Genomic DNA, 18,011 nt, shown 5'->3' with positions numbered 1-18,011 from the left:
TAGCCTCCTTAACTCACTCAGCCTTTCCCTGAAAAATTTCTACTTACTTTTTACAGGAAAAGAAGAGACGGCGACTCTTTTGGCTAGGTTTTTCCTGGCTAAAGTCCGCTGTAACTTGAATCCCCCTGAAACCTTGAGCCAGTAAGAGCTCTTGATAGCTTTCCAGGGGCCATATTTGCTCCTGGTGAACTTCTTCAAAACGCTGATAAAGCGGGCCCGTCTCATCCTTAACGAAGATATTCAATAAATGATCGATGGTATTAGGCCCCCTCATCTGGTCACTTTGCCAGGTAAAAACAGCATCATCCCAGCTATCCACCCATTGAAAGTCAGGGTATATACAATTCATCTGGTAAGAACTATGGATATCAAAAAGCAAGAGGCCACCCTTTTCTAAGGCCTCATAGCAAGCCTTAAAGGTAGCTTCTAAGTCAGCTAGACTGTCTAAGTAACAGATACTGTCACAAAAGATGGAAATCAGGTCATAGCTTGTCTCAGTTTTAAAGCTGCGCATATCTGCTTGAAAATAAGGAACGTAAACCCCTGCCTCCTGCATCTCTGCTTGAGCAATGATTAACATTTCTTCAGACAGGTCCATGCCTGTCACATCATAGCCGGTCTTGGCCAGTTCCAGGGTTAAGCGCCCATCTCCACAAGCCATATCCAAAATTTTTATTCCCTCTTGATGAGTCAAGCGCCTCTCAACCTGATCTTCTAAATAATTCTGCCAGGCCTGGTAGAGGGATTGGTCAAAAATTTGGTGGTAGACTTCACTAAACAAGGCATATTGGTTAGTCTTCATCATCATTTTCCAATAAAGCCGTTAAATTGACCAATGGCGCATCATTCCACAATTTTTCAATATTATAATGACTACGCACTTCTTTATTAAAGACATGGACAATGACATCCACACAGTCAATTAATACCCAGGCATGACCGTCTTTCCCTTCAATGCCTTTAACCGTATAGTCTGCTGCTTCAACAGCTTCCGCAATACTATCCACAATGGCATTGACTTGTCTGTCATTTTTAGCGCTAACAATAACGAAATAGTCAGCCAGTGGGGTTAATTGGTTAACTTCTAGAGCAACAATGTCCTGACCTAAACGATCATCAGCTGCCTTTACAATAAGCTCCATTAACGGACGATTTAATTGATTAGTCATTCACTCTTTCCTTTCTTATTAATCCAAGCATTATATACCGCTAAACTCTCTGGATAAATACTTTGTCCCTTTTCAATGAGATGTTTTAGATTTTCTTTAATTTTATAATCCACTGCCAAATCAATGGATCGCTCAGTTAAGTCCCGGGCTTTGTCTACCCCAGGAAAATCCCGACCTGGCTCCATATAGTCTGCCAAAAAGACTAATTTAGCCGTATCCGTCCAGTTGATACTTCCGGTGGTGTGTTTATAAATCGCATAATAAATCTCTAAATCATGGAGACCAAAATCATCCACAGCCTTCATCGCTGCTAGGGGACCATGCCAGATCGCATTACCATAGTTCACCCACTCTTCATCAAAACCAGGAAAATGGGCATAGGACTTCAAGCTTTCCAGACTGTCTTCTTTAGCATAGTCATGAAGGAGGCCAGCTATCCCTGCCCGCTCCCGATTCAACTGATATTTTTGGGCCAGTTCGATAGCGGTGGACTCCACCCGTAAACAGTGTTCGAAGCGATCCTTTGATAAATTATTCTTTAACGCCTTAATTAAGTCTTCACGACTAGCCACAATGTATTTGTGGGAATAACTTATTTCTTTAGTCACGATATAACCCTTCCTTATCAATATAGTCTCTGACCTCTTCAGGCAATAAGTAGCGGATGCTGGATCCCTTATTGACGCTTTGACGTATATAGCTTGAAGAAATATCAATTTGAGGACTATCGACATAGATAATATTATAATCACTCGGCATATCATAGCCAGGTCTTTGGACCCCGACAAAATAACAAAGCTGCATTAATTCTTCAACCCGGTACCACTTGGGGAGGTTTTCCACCATGTCACCGCCGATAATAAAATAATACTCATTGTCAGGATGGAGGGTGGTCAAGATATCCATGGTATCGTAAGTATAGGATTTACCGGGACGATCCAGCTCAATTTTTTCTATTGCAAAGTGGTCATTTGCTTGGATGGCAAGGTCTAGCATGGCCAAACGTTTGTCGGCAGCAATGGTCTCCTTATGCTCGGCATGGGGCGGAAGATTGCTAGGCATAAAGTCCACGCGGTCTAGGCATAACTTTTCATAGACCTGTTCAGCCACCATCAAATGCCCCTGGTGAATGGGATTGAATGTTCCCCCTAAAAGACCAATTCTTTTTTTAGCCGAACTGCTTTCCTGGGATTCTTCAAGGACTTGGCAGCTGTAATTCCCTTGTCTTTGACTGTTATCAGCCATTCACTACACTCCCTTATTTTTTAAGGCGCGAATTTCTTTCGATAGCTTTTGATTCTTTTCCTCTGAGGAAGTCCGGTAGAGGACGATCGTGTGTCCGATACTATAAACGAATTGAGGCGCTAGGGTCTGGTCAATGGCTTCAAGAGCTTGGTCGGTCTCAATCCCGGCATTTTGTAAAACTGAGATTTTAACTAGCTCTCTCTTCTCTAGGGCTTGGTCAATTTGTTCCATTAACTCATCTTTTAAACCGTTTTTTCCAATTTGTAAAATGGCCTTCTCATGATGAGCTGCTTTTTTGATTGCCTTTTTTTGTTTATTAATTAGCATATTTCCTCCTAAATAAGTGGTTTTCTTTGAAAAATATCGACTGTTTTAGGTGCATAAATAGCTACTTTTCCTGGTTTTTTGATACTTAGCCAGCCTAGGCCAGCAATAACCAAATCACATGGGGCCTTAATGGTATAGACCTGACCAACAAGATCGGGAAATCGCTCGACTTCACTGGCACTTGGTGGGGTGAGTAGGCCCCCTTGGTGTTTGGCTAAGAATTCATCAGATCCTTCAGTTTTCCGACGGTGAATGTCCACTTGATTACTCAAGTAAACTGTTACCCCCTGTTTGTCTCCTTCTAAGTAGTCAAAGCGAGCCATTCCGCCTAGGAATAAACTCTGACCCGGATTTAATTGAAAGGTTCTCGGCTTTATCCGTTTTTGGGGGAGGATTTGCTCAATACTCTTATAATCCAGTAAACTGGTCATTTGACTGTCCTTAAGAATACCAGGCGTGTCAATTAAGTCACTCGCTTCATCAAAAGGAATTTTTATCAAATCTAGAGTAGTTCCAGGAAATTGACTGGTGGTAATGACACTATCGCTAAAGCCTTGGGCCCTGAGCATACTGTTAATTAAGGTCGATTTTCCCACATTACTTACTCCGACAATGTAAACATTGCGGCCCTTGCGGTGTTGGTCAATAAAGCTAAAGAGATCATCGATGGCTTTATTTTTCACGGCAGAGGTTAGGAAGACATTTCTAGCTTTAAAACCTTGGTCCTTTAAATATTTCTTCAGCCAGGCTTCAATTTTACTGCTTTTGACATCACTAGGGAGCAGGTCAACTTTATTCGCTACAAATACAATATCATTATTTCCCACTAAACGTTCTAAGGCCGGAATAATGGTGGACTGTACGTCAAAAATATCAATGACATTGACGATTAAAGCATCGTCCTCACTGATCTCATGTAAAATCTGCCTAAATTCTGCTGGGGTCATTTGGACTTTTTCTAATTGGTTATAGTGGCGCAATTTAAAACAGCGTTGGCAATAGAGCTCGCCACTTTCTACCCCCTTATCATAGGCACTTTTTGGAGTATAGCCTCGCTCCTTGGGCTGGTCTGTTTGCAAGCTCGCTCCACAACCAATACAATAAAGGACTTCCTCAGTCAATCCGATCCCTCCACTTTAATTCTGAATAGCGTCTTTTTAGTCCATTAAAGACAAAGCTTTCGATACGACGGTTTATCCGCGTGACTACACTATCACTGTTGGTCACCGGTCGGACCAAGACACTGCGCAAGCCTTGCCGGTTGGCCACAAAAATATCAGTCAATAGCTGGTCGCCAATGATAATAACTTCTTCTTCTTTTAAGCCGGAAATTTTCAATAAATGTCTTATTCCCTTGCGAAAGGGTTTAAAAGCTGCTGAATAGTATGGAACTTGTAATTGATCTGCGACATGTTTTACCCGCTGTTCATTGTTATTGGATAAAATCATGACCTCAATGCCATTTTCTTGCATCTCTTTGACCCATTCAATCAATTCCTGGGTAGCATCCGGAAAATCCCAGGCAATTAAGGTATTATCTAAATCAGTTATTATCCCTTTCACACTCAAGCTCTTTAAAGCTTGGGGAGAAATGGAATAAATTGTATCTACCAACCAGGTCGGTAGGAAGTAGTCTGTGAGCATATCCCTCTCCTCTCTACATTTCTTACATTATAGCATAATCATTGGCTTTGATAATTGATGGGCTCTTTAAAATAGAGGAAAACACGACTTCTAAAACTAGCGGCTAGAAGTCGTGTTTAAGCATATTATTCAAACTCATCTAGGGTTTTCACATCTTCAAAGCGACTCCCCTTATCATCAATAGCAAGGTCATAGAGGCTGACCTCTTCAAGGCTAGCCTCCAGCAGGTCCTTAACTTCTTGGCTATGGGAAGCCTGAACCATGGTCATGACAGTAGGCCCAGCTCCACTAAGATAGCTACCATAAACTCCAGGAACACCTTTTAAAAGTTGACGTACTTGTTCTAATTCAGGTACTAAGCTCTTGCGATAAGGCTCGTGGAAATAATCCTGTTCCATTAATCGGCCCGCATCATCCAGATTGCCTTCCATTAACTTGGAAACGAGAACATTTCCCATTCCATTGGCCCGAACAGCATCAGCGTATGACAGGCGGTCGGGTAGGACTTCGCGAGCTTTTTTGGTCGACAGATGATAATGAGGAACGGTTGCGATTAGGCGAGTATTAGGAAAGACTTCCTTAGACCAAATCACTTCTTCCGAACTGATCGCTACTCCAATCACTAGTCCGCCTGCTAAACAAGGAGCAATATTATCTGGATGTCCTTCGATTTTATTGGCTAAATTGATTTTGTGGCTAAGTGACCACTGGAATTGATTGAGATAATCAACAATTTCAATAGCAGCAACAATGGCACTGGAACTGCTCCCTAGGCCACGGGTGATGGGAATCTGACTATGCATATATAATTGTTGGGGCGGTGTTTGGGGGGCAAGATCGAGAATGGTTTTTATCAATAGGTTATTCTCATCAGTCGGGACATCATCCCCCAGGTTATGTCTAATCTCCCATTCTTGACTAGGGCCAATGATATCTACTCTTAAATACAAGTCGACAGCCACTCCGACCGAGTCAAAACCTGGGCCTAAATTGGCTGAAGTGGCAGGAACTATAACACGCTGCATGGATTAGTCCTCCTTTTCTTCTTTAAAAATAGGATAGGAAGCCAATAATTTCACTCCTTGAGCGCTGTCAAGCTGCTTTGCAATTGCTTGATGAGAAGAATAGCTTCCTGGACTGGTTAAAATATACAGCATTCCCTCTTGGTAATTACCCAAGTGGTTGATAGAGATCCCTTCTTGGTTGAGAAGATCGAGCAGGGTCTTTAGGCCTTGACTCTGGTCCTGGATGGCTAAACGATAATAATAAGGATAGTTGGCTTGAGCAGACAAGTGGACCTTTTCATCTAAACGATAATTGGCAAAGACTTGGTAGTCATCATTTTCCTGGTTCTTAGCGACTTGGATGATATCACTCACAACAGCAACCCCTGTCGGCAACTCGCCGGCTCCAGGGCCGTAAAACATCATTTCTCCCCCAGCCTTACTCTTGGTATAAACGGCATTCATTTCCTGTTTAACCATAGCTAGTGGGTGTGAGTTTTCAAGTAAAAAACTTTGCACTTCACAAGCAAAATTCTCTCCTTGTCGGTTGAGGACTGCCAAGGATTTAATCACATAACCTAAATTTCTAGCAACCTCAATATCTACCGCATTTAAATCACTAATTCCTTTGATCATCACGTCATCTAAATTAAGACTAATCCCAAAGCCCATTTTGGCGAGGATAACCGCCTTACGCCCCGCATCAAGGCCATCCACATCTGCACTTGGATCAGCTTCAGCAAAACCGAGTTTCTGAGCTTTAGCTAAGGCTTCTTGGTAGCTAGAACCATTTTCGGTCATTTCGCTAATAATAAAGTTAGAGGTTCCGTTTAGAATCCCTAATATTTCAGTGACTTCATCGCCAGCAAAACTATTGCGTAAGGTGTTTAAGATAGGGATGCCACCAGCGACCGCCGCCTCGAAGCGTAAGTCAAGTTCTTTAGCTTCAGCCAGTTGACTTAAAGAAGCACCATGTTCACAAATAAGGTCCTTATTGGCAGTGACAACCGCTTTGCCTGCTTGAAGAGCACCTTCAATACATTGCTTGGCAAAATCAATGCCTCCCATGACTTCAACCACAATATCAATGTCAGGGTCAGCAATAATCTCTTGATAATCAGTAACAATTTCAGCCTGACTAGAAAATTCTTCGGTGACTTTTTCGGGGCTTCTGACAAAGATCTTTTTTACTTCAAGGGCATGGTGGAGTTGGCTGGTAATTTTGGCCTGATGATCGCGCAAAACGCGGAATACACCCTGACCAACTGTTCCTAAACCTAAAATAGCTATCTTCTTACTTACCATACTTGCCTCCTTCTTATCTAATGCTTGGGTATTTCTTCTAAAGCCTGCTTCACATAATAGCGATCGGTTGGGTAAGCTTGGTCGACACCATTAATTTTCATGGTATCTTCATCCCCCTTACCAGCAATCAAGACCACGACCTCTCCATCATAAGCAGAAGCTTGTTGAAAAGCATAGTCAATCGCTTGGGGACGATTAGGGATAATTTTCGCCTGGCGCTTAGCCGCTTGAATGGGTTGGTTGATTTCTTGGCATATTTTTTCCACTGATTCAGTCCCCGGGTCATCCATGGTGAGAATAATTTCATCCGCATATTGGGCGGCGATTTCCCCTAAATCCTTGCGTCTAGAAATTGCTTTGTCCCCTGCAGAGCCAAAGACCACAATGCTATGGGCCTTAGGATACATTTGTCGGCTGGCTTCAAAAAGTTTTTCTAGGCTCAATTTATTGTGGGCGAAGTCAACGATAGCATGGATGCGTTTATCCGTAGAATGATAGACTTCCATCCGACCTTCAGTTTGTGCTTCTTGTAAGGCTTTTTTTATGGTTTCATAAGGAACCTGGTAGTAGCGGGCAATCGCAATAGCGACTAGGGCGTTTTCTACATTAAACCGCCCCAGCATCTTCATCCGGATTTCTCCTTCAAAGTCAGGAGCATGTAAAACAAAGTGTTGTTGATCAGACCCAGACACAATGTTTTTAGCTAGATAATCGGCCTGTTCATCCTTAGTCGAAACCGTCACAATTTCCTTGACCGTTTTCGAATCGCTTGCTCTTTGATAAATTCGATCGATATGGTCAGCGTCTAAGTTAATCACCGCCAACTGACTTTGATCAAAAAGCTTAAGCTTACTCATGAAGTAATCTTCGAAATTGGGATGCTCGCTTGGTGAAATATGGTCCGTGGAAATATTCAGAAAAGCTCCGACTTCAAAGGGAACTTCTGCTACCCGGTGATACTTGAGAGCCTGACTGGAAACTTCCATAGTCATAAAGTCGATTGCTGACTCGCGGACATGGTTAAAGCGATAGAAAAGTTCAAGGGACTCGGGCGTGGTTAAGTGGGATTCTCCTTGGTCAACTCCATCATAATAACTTGAGGAAGACAGATAGGCAGTTGGCTCCTTTCCTAAGCTTTTCTGATACAAATCAAGAATCTTAGTTAAATAGAAGGTAGTCGTTGTCTTCCCCTTAGTTCCCGTAATCCCAGTTAGGTGAAAGGCTTGGTAAGGGGCTTGGTAAAAGAAATCCGCAATAATGGGCATGGCTAAACGAATATCTTCCACTTGTATAAGGGGGAGATCCAGGCCATAGTCCTGCTCACTCACATAGGCAATGGCTCCTAAAGCTTGGGCTTGTTCTAAATAAGCAGGCTTAAAATGCGCTCCCTTGCAGAAGAATAATGTTCCTTCAGAAACCGCCTTAGAATTGTAACTTAAGTTTTGGACTGACGCCTGGCTCTTTAGCCGCGGACTCTTTAATTGTCCTCGTTCGTCAAGTAGGCGACATATCTCCCTTAATGTCTTTTTCATAATTGCCTCACTTTCTCTTCTGAATTCCCATTATACACTAAGTCAACTTTGTTTAACAAGATCAGCCCAATTGTCTATCTACAGAAAAAGCCTGGACAATCTCCAGGCTGTTTGTTAGTCAAATTATTGAATGAGGTCATAAATCTCCATAGCGGCTAGGTCGATATCATCAAATTGAAAAGTTTGATCTACCCCATGCTCGATTAATAGAAAGCTTTCACTTTCACGATCATAGCGCACCATGCATCGTTCCTCGCCCTCTTTTTCAAATCGTCTCACTTCAATATCTGATCCCTCTTCAAGCATGGCCTCAAGTCGAGAAATAATCGCTTTTAGTTGTGAAGCTTGCATTTTCTGTCCCCTTTCATTACTCTTGTTTCATTTTAACAAAAAGTCATGAAATGAAAAGGAAAAATTATTGAAAGGGCCAGATATTTTCGGAAATTTTCTCAAAAAAGCTAGTATCATCATCTTCCATCTGACTTTCTTGCTTTCTTATTAAAGAAGTATACAAGGCATGGACCCGTTCATAAAAAGTCTGGGCAGAAATTTCCTGCTCTAAATGCTTAAAGGCTTGACAATTTTCAGAAGTTGACTCTGCTAAGGTAAGCACCGCCTGGCTGAACTGGTCAACCTGGTCGAGTAATTTACCAATCGGAGCTGTCCGATTTAAGTTAAGTAAATAGTCATTCTTCATAGCCACGATAGGCAGATGATTGCCAATGGCCTCGATAAAGGTAATTCCCTGGGTCTCAGTCACGGATAAATTCACATAAATATCAGCGATTTGATAATAGCCGTTAATTTCTTCATGGGGAACCATCCCAGTAAAAATAACTGCATGATTTATCTTAAGTTCTTGGCTAAGGGCCATTAGGTGGTCTTTTTCCGGCCCATCACCGACTATCAAGAGCCGAGCCTGGGGGATAAGTTCCAGAAGCTTAGCCATCTGCTGAATTAAGCTGTCTAAATTCTTTTCTTGGGCAATTCGGTTAACCGTGATAAGAACCAGCTGGTCATCCTCAAGCCCCAGCTCATCCTTCAATTGTTGGCGGTCTGTCTCTGCTAGCTGCTTTGAGAAACGGACACCGGACGGAATAACTTCAATCGGGCGCTCAACACCGTATTCCTGTAAAACTTGGCGGATCATTTGGCTAGGGGCAATAACCGTATTGGCTAATTGACAAAAATAACGGGTATAGGACTTAACCGCCGCCTTAGGCACTAAGTGACCATTTAAGATATAATGCAGGTAATTTTCATACCAGGTGTGATAAGTATGCACAATTGGTAAGCGCAAACGGTGGGCTACCATGACGCCAAAAATTCCCATGGTAAATTCGGTATGGGTATGGATAATGTCTAAGTCTAGTTCTTTGGCCTTTTTATAAATCGGTCGCAAAGTCGTCACTGCCACCCGACGTTCTTTAAAAAAGAGAAAGGGAATGGATTCGTACCTAAATATTCCTTCTTCCGCTTGATCCTCTTTTACCTTAGGATCTGTGGTGGTGAAAATATAAACTTGGTGGCCGGCCTTGGTCAATTCTTCTCTTAAGGTCTGAATTGAGCTAGCCACCCCACTAGTTTGTGGAAAATAAGTATCCGTAAAAAAGCCGATCTTCATTTTCCTCTCCCCTCATTTATCATCTACTATTAAGTTGTGCAAAGTACTTTTATTTTAGCACAGGTCAGAGTGAATACCAATCCAAGAAAAAAAGTGCTGGTATGATTGAATCACTCTCCTTCACTGAAGGCAGTATTCATTACCAGCACTTAATCAGTTTATTTTTTTAGTCTAACTTAGAGACATAGTCATGAACCATTTCGGCCACTTCTTCTGAACTGGTCTTTTCATTCATGGCTTTGTGAGCTAATTCTTCACATTCCTTAGAATCTAAGCGAGCCATTAAGGAACGCGATTTAAGAATTGAAGTTGCGCTCATAGAGAATTCATCTAAGCCCATACCAACAAGGAGTGGGATAGCAGTTTGGTCACCAGCTACTTCCCCACACATACCGGTCCATTTACCTTCTTTGTGACTAGCTTGAATCACATAGTTAATCAGGCGTAGAACGGCTGGATTATAGGGTTGGTAGAGGTAAGAGATATTATTATTCATCCGGTCAGCAGCCATGGTGTATTGGATCAAGTCGTTGGTTCCAATACTAAAGAAGTCAACTTCTTTGGCAAATTGATCAGCTAAAACAGCTGCTGCTGGAATTTCGATCATAATCCCCACTTGAATATTGTCAGCAACTTTAACGCCTTCGTCAATTAATTTTTGACGTTCTTCCTCATATAAGGCTTTAGCTTGACGCCATTCTTCTAAGGTAGCTACCATTGGGAACATAATACTTAATTTCCCATAAGCAGAAGCACGTAGGAGTGCCCGTAATTGGGTCCGGAACATATCCGTTTCTCTTAAGCAAATCCGGATAGCACGGTAGCCCAAGAAAGGATTCAACTCTTCTGGTAAGGGTAAATAAGGGAGTTTCTTATCCCCACCAATATCCATAGTCCGGATAACCACATTCTTACCATTAAGAGATTCTAAAACTTCCTTATAAGCTTCAAATTGTTCTTCTTCAGTTGGGAAGTGGTCTGAATCCATATAGAGGAACTCTGTCCGATAAAGTCCCACACCTTCAGCCCCATTTTCATGGACACCAGGTAAGTCTTTTGGTGAACCGATATTGGCAACAATTTCAAACTGTTTACCATCTTTAGTTAGAGAATCCGCATCTTTTAAGCTTTCCCATTCAAGTTTTTGTTTTTGATAAGCCTTAGCTTTGTCCTTATAGCTATCAACAGTGGCTTGGTCTGGATTAATTAAAACTTCCCCTTCAAAACCGTCGACGATGACTAAGTCACCATCACTAACCGCTTCAGAAGCAGAAGTGGTCCCAACAACAGCAGCAACTTCTAAGCTACGAGCCATAATTGCTGAGTGGGATGTCCGTCCTCCAATATCAGTAACAAATCCTTTAACATATTTGTTTAATTGTGCCGTATCACTCGGAGTTAAATCAGGAGCAATAACAATTGCATCATCATCAATTAAACTCAAGTTAGGAATTTTTGCACCAATTAAATGCGCGATAAGGCGATCGGTAACATCTTTAATATCCGCTGCACGTTCTTGCATATAAGGATTATCTTCCATGGCCTTGAAGATAGCAATAAAGCCATCAGCCGTTTGGCGCACAGCAGTTTGAGCATCAAGATTTTCATCTTTGATTTTTTGTTGGTAAGTCGCGATCATTTCTGGGTCATCTAGCATTTGTAAATGCGCATCAAAAACGCCTGCTTCTTCTTCAGATAGACGTTCTTGAGCAATCACTTTAATCTTAGCAATCTCAATACGACTATCATCAATAGCCTTAGTTAAGCGTTCAATTTCCGCATCAGCATCTTCTACTTTTCCTTCTTCAAAGGATAAGTCAGGTTGTTCCAAAAGAAAGGCCTTAGCAATGGCGTAACCATCACTAGCCCCAATTCCTTTCAACTTTTCCATGTTATTCTGACAACCCTTCACTTTTCATGGTTTCTTGGATAGCTGCCATTGCTTCTTCTTCATCTTCACCTTCAACAGAGATGGTTACATCTGCACCTTGGCCTACTCCTAAGGACATTACACCCATGATGGATTTCAAGTTAACAGATTTACCTTTATATTCTAAGTTAATATCAGATTTAAATTTGCTTGCAGTTTGCACAAGTAAGGTTGCTGGACGAGCATGGATACCAGTTTCTGCAGTAATATTAAAGTCTTGAGTTTTCATTATTATAATCTCCTTTTTTTAAATCTACGTAATTTGACGACTTTCCCAACTATCGCTTAAAAGAAAAGAAAACCGTTACATTAATAATGTACCATTTTTTAAGCATGGTGACAACTACTTAATTAAATTCTCCTTGGCTTTAGCATGGGAAAACAAGCTTTATGACTTGAATGTCAAACATGGTCAATGTATAATAACAATTGAAGGTCAATGTTTATCAAAAAGGTGTTTTTACAATATATGTATATTAAAAATATTGGCCAATTTCTTAAGAAAGGAGCGTGGCACTATTGAAATGCCAACGTTGTAACCAACGCGAAGCTGCCATTCATATGTATGCGAATATTAATGGACAAAGGCAGGCCATTAACCTTTGCCAACCCTGCTATGCAGAGATTATTCGCAACCAATCTCAAGCTGGAAAAAGTAATAATGACAATAGTTCATGGGGAAATCTCTATGAACTACTTAGACAAATGCAAGATAGAGGCTCCAATAATAGCGGCCAAGAACCCCCACACCATCCTAATGATGGTCAAGGAAATAGCTTATTAGCTAATTATGGAACCAACATGACAGAGTTAGCTCGCCAAGGCAAGTACGACCCGGTAATTGGCCGTGACCAAGAAATAAATCGGGTGATCGAAATTCTTAACCGTCGAACCAAAAATAATCCTGTCCTCATCGGAGAAGCCGGTGTTGGTAAGACGGCAGTTGTAGAAGGTTTAGCCCAAAAAATAGTAGCTAAAGAAGTTCCTGAAAAGCTACAAAATAAAGAAGTTATTAGTTTAGATGTGGCTTCTCTAGTCCAAGGGACTGGGGTTCGGGGCCAATTTGAAGAAAAAATGCAAGCCCTAATCAAAGAAGTCAGCTCAAATCAATCAATCATTCTATTTATTGATGAAATCCATGAAATCGTGGGGGCAGGAACAGCCGATAATTCATCAATGGATGCTGGCAATATCTTAAAACCTGCCTTGGCTCGGGGTGAAATGCAATTAGTCGGAGCAACAACCTTAAATGAATTCCGTCGTATCGAAAAAGATGGCGCTCTGGCTCGCCGCTTACAACCAGTTCAAGTGGATGAACCTTCGGTAGAAGAAGCCATCACTATTATCAAGGGCCTAGCCGACCAATACCAAAAATTCCACCATGTTCACTTTACTGACCAAGCCTTAGAAGCAACGGTTACCCTGTCTAATCGTTATATCCAAGACCGACAATTACCTGATAAGGCCATCGACCTACTTGATGAAGCGGGCTCCAAGAAAAACTTAACCATTCCCTTCTTGGATAAGGAGGCCTTAGAAGATCAGATTCAAGAATTAGAAAAATTAAAGGAAATGGCTACCGATGCTGAAGACTATGAGAAGGCAGCCTATTACCGCGACCAATTAAAGAAGTATAAGGATATGGCCGCTAATAATGAAGCTGTTGTTGAACAAGTCCCAACGATCACCGTCGAAGACATCGAAAAATTAGTGGAAGCTAAAACCGGTATCCCCGTTGGCCAGTTACAAGACCAAGAACAAAGCAATTTATTGCAACTTGAGGATGAACTCAAGGAGACAATTATCGGCCAAGATCCTGCTGTCGAAAAAGTATCAGCAGCAATCCGCCGTAACCGTGTGGGTTTCCACCCAGGTAATAAACCTATTGCTTCCTTCCTATTTGTGGGGCCAACAGGTGTCGGCAAGACAGAATTAGCCCGTCAGCTTGCTAAGCAACTCTTTGGTAGTGAAGAAGCCATGATCCGCTTTGACATGTCTGAATACATGGAAAAACACAGTGTCTCTAAGATGATCGGTTCACCACCCGGCTATGTCGGCTATGACGAAGCTGGCCAATTAACTGAGCAAGTCAGACGGCAACCTTATTCCCTCATTCTCTTAGATGAAGTGGAGAAGGCCCACCCTGATGTTCTCAACCTCTTCCTACAAATCATGGAAGACGGTCGACTTACTGATGCACAAGGTCGGACGGTTTCCTTTAAAGATACCCTTATCATCATGACTTCCAATGCCGGAACAGGTAACGTTGAAGCTAGCGTCGGTTTTGCCGCTAGTCAACAAGGAAAAAACCAATCTGTCTTGGACCAATTGGATAATTACTTTAAACCTGAATTCATGAACCGTTTTGACGGCATCATCGAATTCCAACCGCTGACCAAGGAAGAATTAATTCAAATTGTCGACCACATGCTCACCAGCATGAACAAGTTACTCAAGGGACAAAAAATCAGCATTGCCATTGACGACCAAGTGAAAGAAGCTATTGTTGAACTAGGCTATGACCCCAAACTGGGTGCCCGCCCATTAAGACGGGTCATCCAAGAACAAATTGAAAACCAAGTTGCGGACCTATACTTAAAGGACCCAAGTATTTCCTATGTCCACTTTACCGTGGATGATTCTGGCAACATTGTTGTTAATGAAAGTGAAAATAGTCAGGCCATTGAAGAAGCAGACGTCGATTGATCAAATAGTTCTTTTTAAAAAGGAGTTGGGATTTGTCCCAACTCCTTTTTGTCTGTCTAATTAATAGAATATTTATTAAAAGATTAATCAATCAAAGATTTAGCCGGTTTAACCGCGTGAATAGTTAGGGGCTTCCTTAGTGATTTGAACATCATGGGGATGAGATTCCACGAGTCCAGCCGAACTGATGCGGACAAATTGACCATTTTGACGTAAGTCTTCCACATTGTGGGCACCGCAATAGCCCATTCCTGACCGTAAGCCACCCACCATTTGATAAACGATAGCACTAACAGGCCCTTTATAGGAAACCCGGCCTTCTATGCCTTCGGGCACCAATTTATTGGCTTCATTCACTTCACCTTGGAAGTAACGGTCGGCCGACCCTTTTTTCATGGCAGCCATACTCCCCATGCCACGGTATGTCTTGAAGCGTCTGCCTTGATAAATTTCCATTTCACCAGGAGCTTCATCAGTACCCGCTAACATGGAACCTAGCATCACTGCGTGGCCACCAGCTGCCAGGGCTTTCACGATGTCCCCAGAATACTTGATACCTCCATCGGCAATAATGGTTTTACCAAATTCATTAGCCACTTGAGCTGCATCGTAAATGGCAGTTAGTTGGGGCATTCCGACTCCAGCAACCACCCGGGTAGTACAAATAGAACCCGGTCCAATACCTACTTTAACCACGTCCACGCCTGCTTCAAAAAGCGCTCTCGTTCCCTCACCAGTCGCCACATTACCAGCAATAATGGTGAGATGTGGATAGGATTGACGGACTTCCTTGATTTTATTCAAAACGCCTTGAGAGTGACCATGAGCCGTATCAATCACAATAGCATCAACTTCTGCTTCAGCTAAAGCTTGAACCCGACGGAAGGTATCAGAAGTCACTCCCACAGCTGCAGCACACAATAAACGGCCACTGTCATCCTTAGCTGCGTCGGGGTAATTTCTGACATTAGCTAAATCCTTAAAAGTAATTAAGCCGGACAGATTTCCCGCTTCATCGACGAGGGGGAGCTTTTCAATCCGGTGACTTTGTAAAATTTCTTCAGCCGCTTCTAAACTGGTACCGACAGGAGCAGTGACTAAATTATCCTTAGTCATGTAGTCAGCAATTTTTCGCGAGCTATCAGTAACAAAACGTTTATCGCGGTTAGTAATAATCCCCACTAGCTTATGGGAGCTTTGGCTTTCCACAATGGGAACACCAGAAATGTGGTAAAGACTCATTAATTCTTCTGCTTCTCTGACAGTACTATCAGGATAAAGATAAAAGGGATTAGTAATCACACCACTTTCTGAGCGTTTAACCTTTCTAACCTCACCCGCTTGGTCATCAATGGTCATATTTTTATGGATAACTCCCATACCGCCTGAACGTGCCAAGGCGATGGCCATTTCTGACTCAGTTACAGTATCCATACTTGCCGAGAGTATCGGAACGTTTAAACGTATATTATCAGCTAATTGAACACTGACATTGACCTGGTCAGGAACAATATCACTCGCTTGGGGTATCAGTAATACGTCATCAAATGTTAGTCCTTCTTTAACAAATTTATTTTCCCATTGATTCATGAAGCCAAAACTCCTTTTTTTGATATTTTATATTGATTCCTAATATAGCACAAGTAAAGGGAAAAATACATACATTTTTAGCAAATATCGATTTGAATATACGCTTTATAAGCAATTTAACAGAAAATAAAGCCCCTTTCCACCAAAATTCAGTGTTTTTGGTGAAAAAGGGTCATTAACGAACTAACTATAACTGTTCAACTATTCAAAAACTAACAGGCTGATAAATAGCCTATTGGGACTACCTTTGCCTTTTAGGCCACTTGTTCGATTCCTATAACAAGGATTCTAATTGCACATCAGGATATTTTTGTTGGAACCAATTTTCGGCAAATTGGTTTTCAAAGAGAAAGACAGGTTGGTCGAAGCGGTCTTTACATAGCAAGTTACGACTCGATGACATGGACGGATCCAGTTGGTCTTTGGAAATCCAACGAGCAATTTTATTTCCCAGGGGTGTCATTTCTACTTCTGAATTATATTCATTTAACAAACGGTACTGGAAGACTTCGAACTGGAGTTGCCCCACTGCCCCTAAGATATACTCTTCGGTGTGCCAAGTTTTATAAAGTTGGATAGCCCCTTCTTCAACCAGTTGTTTAATCCCCTTATGGAAGGATTTTTGCTTCATGACATTCTTAGGACTCACTTTCATAAATAATTCCGGAGTAAATTGTGGAAGAGGTTTAAAGCTTACCTTGTGCTTGCCTGAATAGATGGAGTCTCCAATTTGAAAGTTTCCGGTATCATAAAGGCCAATAATATCTCCCGCCACTGCTAAACTGGCATGTTCACGAGTATCGGCCATAAAGCGGGTGGTATTATTCAGCTTCAACTTCTTATCCGTTCTAGCTACAGTGACATCCATGCCTTCATGAAACTCACCCGAGCAAATCCGCACAAAGGCAATCCGGTCACGATGTCGGGGATCCATGTTAGCTTGAATCTTAAAGATAAAGCCGGTTAATTGCTCATCGAGAGGGTTGACTAAGTCCTCTTCCACTGTTTCGACCGCTTGAGGTGCGGGGGCAAAATCGACAAAGGCGTCTAAAAAAGTTTGAACGCCAAAACCGGTTAAGGCAGAACCAAAGAAAACCGGAGTTAACTTACCAGCTTGGATAGCCTCAGCGTCAAAAGGATTTCCAGCCTCATTTAAGAGTTGTGCATTCTCCACGGCCTCCTCATACCAAGGAGAATTTTTCACTTCATAATTTCCCTCAAGTTCACCAGCTTCATTTAAAGGTAAGAAATCATTACCGCCATTAGCTTCAGGGTGAGTTAATTCTAAGCGATTATTAAAAAGATCGTAGTTTCCTTGGTAGGTCTTTCCCATTCCCATGGGCCAGTTCATGGCATAGGCATCGATACCTAAGACTTCCTCTAGTTCACTAATCAGTTCCATAGGTTCACGGCCATCACGGTCTAATTTATTCATAAAGGTGAAAATCGGAATGCCCCGATGGCTAGCCACTTCAAACAATCTCTTGGTTTGGGCCTCAATCCCCTTACCGGAGTCAACCACCATAACTGCAGCATCCACGGCCATAAGAGTTCGATAGGTATCCTCGGAAAAGTCCTCGTGTCCCGGAGTATCTACAATGTTAATTTGATAGCCGTCGTAGTCCACCTGCATGACCGAACTAGTCACTGAGATCCCACGCTGTTGTTCAATCTTCATCCAGTCAGACTTGGCAAAGTGACCACTTTTCTTCCCCTTAACCGTCCCTGCCTGACGAATAGCTCCTGAATATAGGAGTAATTGTTCAGTAATGGTCGTTTTCCCAGCATCGGGGTGGGAAATAATGGCAAAGGTCCTTCTTTTTTTTACTTCTTCTGCTCTATTCATGCATGACATCCTTTTTATGAGTTCTTATTTCTATGGTTTAGTAAAAAACTTGCTTATTTATCATATCATAACCCCATAAAGCTAAGAAA

The 18,011-nt window shown here is 42.0% G+C and carries 17 protein-coding genes; 1 reads left to right on the top strand and 16 read right to left on the bottom strand.

The window, feature by feature from the left end; all coding sequences use genetic code 11:
* Positions 1–43: 43 nt before the first annotated feature.
* The 14 genes from AWM73_RS02780 to AWM73_RS02715 all read right to left on the bottom strand — a co-directional run bounded on the left by AWM73_RS02780 (position 44) and on the right by AWM73_RS02715 (position 12,009).
* Entirely contained in the window at positions 44–802 is a 759-nt protein-coding gene (locus tag AWM73_RS02780) for a class I SAM-dependent DNA methyltransferase (protein ID WP_060777987.1), read from the bottom strand.
* Positions 792–1,169, bottom strand: a complete 378-nt coding sequence (rsfS, locus tag AWM73_RS02775) for a ribosome silencing factor (protein WP_060777986.1) — start codon at positions 1,167–1,169, stop codon at positions 792–794. Before rsfS ends, AWM73_RS02780 begins: the two co-directional genes overlap by 11 nt.
* Positions 1,166–1,777: a bis(5'-nucleosyl)-tetraphosphatase (symmetrical) YqeK gene (gene yqeK / locus AWM73_RS02770; RefSeq protein ID WP_060777985.1), complete on the bottom strand. Its 612-nt coding sequence runs from the start codon at positions 1,775–1,777 to the stop codon at positions 1,166–1,168. Before yqeK ends, rsfS begins: the two co-directional genes overlap by 4 nt.
* A complete protein-coding gene (locus AWM73_RS02765) occupies positions 1,770–2,414 on the bottom strand; it encodes a nicotinate-nucleotide adenylyltransferase (RefSeq protein WP_060777984.1) in 645 nt (214 codons plus the stop codon). Before AWM73_RS02765 ends, yqeK begins: the two co-directional genes overlap by 8 nt.
* A gap of 3 nt (positions 2,415–2,417) precedes the next feature.
* Positions 2,418–2,741 (bottom strand): ribosome assembly RNA-binding protein YhbY, encoded by a 324-nt coding sequence (gene yhbY, locus AWM73_RS02760; protein ID WP_060777983.1) that lies wholly within the window; start codon positions 2,739–2,741, stop codon positions 2,418–2,420.
* Positions 2,742–2,749: 8 nt separating this feature from the next.
* Positions 2,750–3,862, bottom strand: a complete 1,113-nt coding sequence (gene yqeH / locus AWM73_RS02755; RefSeq protein WP_082702840.1) for a ribosome biogenesis GTPase YqeH — start codon at positions 3,860–3,862, stop codon at positions 2,750–2,752.
* Positions 3,855–4,385 carry a YqeG family HAD IIIA-type phosphatase gene (locus tag AWM73_RS02750; RefSeq protein ID WP_013669417.1) on the bottom strand — a complete coding sequence of 177 codons (531 nt, stop codon included), beginning with the start codon at positions 4,383–4,385 and terminating at the stop codon, positions 3,855–3,857. Before AWM73_RS02750 ends, yqeH begins: the two co-directional genes overlap by 8 nt.
* Before the next feature lie 125 nt (positions 4,386–4,510).
* Positions 4,511–5,410, bottom strand: coding sequence for a homoserine kinase (thrB, locus tag AWM73_RS02745; protein ID WP_060777981.1), 900 nt, complete (start codon positions 5,408–5,410; stop codon positions 4,511–4,513).
* A 3-nt stretch (positions 5,411–5,413) separates the two neighbouring features.
* The gene (locus AWM73_RS02740) at positions 5,414–6,694 is read right to left on the bottom strand and encodes a homoserine dehydrogenase (protein WP_060777980.1); all 1,281 of its coding nucleotides are present in this window, start codon (positions 6,692–6,694) and stop codon (positions 5,414–5,416) included.
* Positions 6,695–6,711: 17 nt separating this feature from the next.
* Positions 6,712–8,226: a Mur ligase family protein gene (locus AWM73_RS02735; RefSeq protein WP_060777979.1), complete on the bottom strand. Its 1,515-nt coding sequence runs from the start codon at positions 8,224–8,226 to the stop codon at positions 6,712–6,714.
* A gap of 123 nt (positions 8,227–8,349) precedes the next feature.
* Positions 8,350–8,577 (bottom strand): YkuJ family protein, encoded by a 228-nt coding sequence (locus AWM73_RS02730; protein WP_013669196.1) that lies wholly within the window; start codon positions 8,575–8,577, stop codon positions 8,350–8,352.
* A gap of 64 nt (positions 8,578–8,641) precedes the next feature.
* A complete protein-coding gene (locus AWM73_RS02725; protein ID WP_060777978.1) occupies positions 8,642–9,850 on the bottom strand; it encodes a glycosyltransferase in 1,209 nt (402 codons plus the stop codon).
* Positions 9,851–10,016: 166 nt separating this feature from the next.
* Positions 10,017–11,741: a phosphoenolpyruvate--protein phosphotransferase gene (gene ptsP, locus AWM73_RS02720; protein WP_060777977.1), complete on the bottom strand. Its 1,725-nt coding sequence runs from the start codon at positions 11,739–11,741 to the stop codon at positions 10,017–10,019.
* Position 11,742: 1 nt separating this feature from the next.
* Positions 11,743–12,009: a phosphocarrier protein HPr gene (locus AWM73_RS02715; RefSeq protein ID WP_013668503.1), complete on the bottom strand. Its 267-nt coding sequence runs from the start codon at positions 12,007–12,009 to the stop codon at positions 11,743–11,745.
* A gap of 290 nt (positions 12,010–12,299) precedes the next feature.
* On the opposite strand from AWM73_RS02715, the gene AWM73_RS02710 reads away from it, so the two are divergent.
* Positions 12,300–14,486 carry an ATP-dependent Clp protease ATP-binding subunit gene (locus AWM73_RS02710; RefSeq protein WP_060777976.1) on the top strand — a complete coding sequence of 729 codons (2,187 nt, stop codon included), beginning with the start codon at positions 12,300–12,302 and terminating at the stop codon, positions 14,484–14,486.
* 108 nt (positions 14,487–14,594) lie between these two features.
* Here AWM73_RS02710 and guaB read toward each other — a convergent pair whose 3' ends face one another.
* Positions 14,595–16,076: an IMP dehydrogenase gene (guaB, locus tag AWM73_RS02705; RefSeq protein WP_060777975.1), complete on the bottom strand. Its 1,482-nt coding sequence runs from the start codon at positions 16,074–16,076 to the stop codon at positions 14,595–14,597.
* Positions 16,077–16,350: 274 nt separating this feature from the next.
* Complete coding sequence (locus AWM73_RS02700; RefSeq protein ID WP_060777974.1) at positions 16,351–17,922, bottom strand: peptide chain release factor 3; 1,572 nt, start codon at positions 17,920–17,922, stop codon at positions 16,351–16,353.
* Between the last annotated feature and the right edge of the window lie 89 nt (positions 17,923–18,011).

This window comes from Aerococcus urinae (assembly GCF_001543175.1).
Lineage (GTDB): Bacteria > Bacillota > Bacilli > Lactobacillales > Aerococcaceae > Aerococcus > Aerococcus urinae.
Note: the sequence above shows the minus strand (reverse complement) of the source record. Positions and strands in the feature narration are given on the sequence as shown.